The sequence below is a fragment of the Tychonema sp. LEGE 07196 genome (assembly GCF_963890365.1).
GTDB lineage: Bacteria > Cyanobacteriota > Cyanobacteriia > Cyanobacteriales > Microcoleaceae > Microcoleus.
The window spans coordinates 1-1,790 of record NZ_CAWPRX010000089.1; the positions used below are offsets into that span (position 1 = coordinate 1).

3 protein-coding genes are annotated in these 1,790 nt (G+C 46.7%); all 3 read left to right on the forward strand.

What is annotated here, in order from left to right:
* Positions 1–386: 386 nt before the first annotated feature.
* Entirely contained in the window at positions 387–596 is a 210-nt protein-coding gene (locus AACV78_RS11155) for a DUF2997 domain-containing protein (RefSeq protein ID WP_194013141.1), read from the forward strand.
* Positions 597–637: 41 nt separating this feature from the next.
* Entirely contained in the window at positions 638–1,024 is a 387-nt protein-coding gene (locus AACV78_RS11160; protein ID WP_193974477.1) for a DUF1257 domain-containing protein, read from the forward strand.
* Positions 1,025–1,124: 100 nt separating this feature from the next.
* A complete protein-coding gene (locus AACV78_RS11165; protein WP_194013140.1) occupies positions 1,125–1,592 on the forward strand; it encodes a ferredoxin in 468 nt (155 codons plus the stop codon).
* Positions 1,593–1,790 lie beyond the last annotated feature (198 nt).

Sequence of the window (1,790 nt, forward strand, 5' to 3'; positions counted from 1 at the left end):
GAGGGGGAGATTGGGAGATTGGGCAAAATCCTTCTTCTACCCTCGAACCTCAACATCCACCCATTACATACATCAATTACATCCGTTACGTCCGCTACACAATCCGTTGCCGAACTTCCTCCTCTTCCTCAATCGAAAATCTAAAATCTAAAATCTAAAATCAACTTGACTGATGTCACGATGTACGCGAAACTTTACATAACACTGACGTATTGATCCCACCTATTAATAAGTTCTGTTAAGTTGTGACTCAAAACCTATCAATTAGTCAAAATTGATATAGTGGCGAGTCAGCCAACTCTCAAGAAGCGACTTCAGGAGGCATCGTACCAAGCTTGCTGGCGTCGGTGTCTGATTTCATCGTTCCTATTCAGTCAGCCCGGATTATGGAAACACTAGAATTTGTGATTTATCCAGATGGCCGCGTACAGGAAACAGTCACCGGCATTGTCGGTGCTTCCTGCGCTGAGGTAACTGCTGCTATAGAAGCCCAGCTCGGTGTGGTGCTTCATCAAGAGTCAACGTCTGAATATTTCGCCCAAGCGCTCAATCAGTCAGCCGAAGCGACGGCCCAAGTGGCTTTTAGCGATTGGTAATCTTTTTTGTTGAGTTCACTTAAATTTTTTTGGGAATCACCATGTCACACTTTAGCCAAATTAAGACCCAGATCCGCAATTTGAATTCTTTGGAAGCTGCTTTAACTGATTTGGGTATCGACTGGAAGTCGGGCCCGACTGAGGTGCGCGGCTATCGCGGCCTCACCAGCACTGCTGAGGTGGTAATTGAGCAAGAAAACGGCTATGACTTAGGTTTTAGCTGGAACGGGACTGAGTATGAATTGGTGGCCGATTTGCAATTTTGGCAGCAAGCTTGGTCTGTAGACCGTTTTCTGAATAAGGTGACTCAGCGCTATGCTTACCATACTGTGGTTAATGAAAGCGCTAAGCAGGGTTTCCAAGTTTCTGAGCAAAAGCAAAATCAAGACGGTTCGATCCGCTTGGTGGTTCAGCGCTGGTGTGCTTAAAAATTTACAGATTGTTCGCAGCCAGGAATGCAAGTCGTTGCTGGCGATCGGGGAAAGATTCGAGTCCGCCTGGACTTATTGATTATTCTGAGGGATCTAAATGTCTGAGCTTTCTGGACTCGGAATAGATACAGCAAGCGATCGCACTGGTTTGGAGCCGGAGTTGGGCGGATTTTTGCGGGATGCGCCCGATCGCTCTGGTTTGGAACCGGAATTAGGCGGTGTGTTTCGCCAAAAAGGTGTCTATGTTGATGAGATTACCTGTATTGGCTGTAAGCACTGCGCTCATGTTGCTCGCAATACTTTCTACATTGAGCCGGATTACGGGCGATCGCGCGTAGTTCGACAAGACGGGGATTCTGAAGAGTTGATTGCTGAGGCGATCGACACTTGTCCGGTGAATTGCATTCACTGGGTTGATTACACCGAACTCAAGAATCTGGAAGAAGAACGCAAGGATCAGGTGATTCCTGTCGTTGGTTTTCCCGTAGATATGGCTACGGTTCAGGCCGGCATTCGCCAGCGCCAAAAAAATAAGGGCGATCGTAAGTTCAAAGGTAGCCATTGAAATCCGCAGGTTTTAACGTCAAGCTCAACAAAAACAGCCCGCCCGGGCTGTTTGTTGTATATATTGTATAATTCCTGGGGGGGTAACAACCAGCCTGAAACCCAGAGGTGGTGAGGATTGAGCCAATGTGTGCTAAAAAAAGATAGGCAGCATAATTGTTACACGCTTGCCTATCCAAAAAATAATGATACCAACATT

What these genes read in the sequence shown, in the direction of transcription:
- AACV78_RS11155 (WP_194013141.1), top strand. Translation starts at nt 387, where the DNA reads ATGGAAACACTAGAATTTGTGATTTATCCAGATGGCCGCGTACAGGAA.
- AACV78_RS11160 (WP_193974477.1), top strand. Translation starts at nt 638, where the DNA reads ATGTCACACTTTAGCCAAATTAAGACCCAGATCCGCAATTTGAATTCT.
- AACV78_RS11165 (WP_194013140.1), top strand. Translation starts at nt 1,125, where the DNA reads ATGTCTGAGCTTTCTGGACTCGGAATAGATACAGCAAGCGATCGCACT.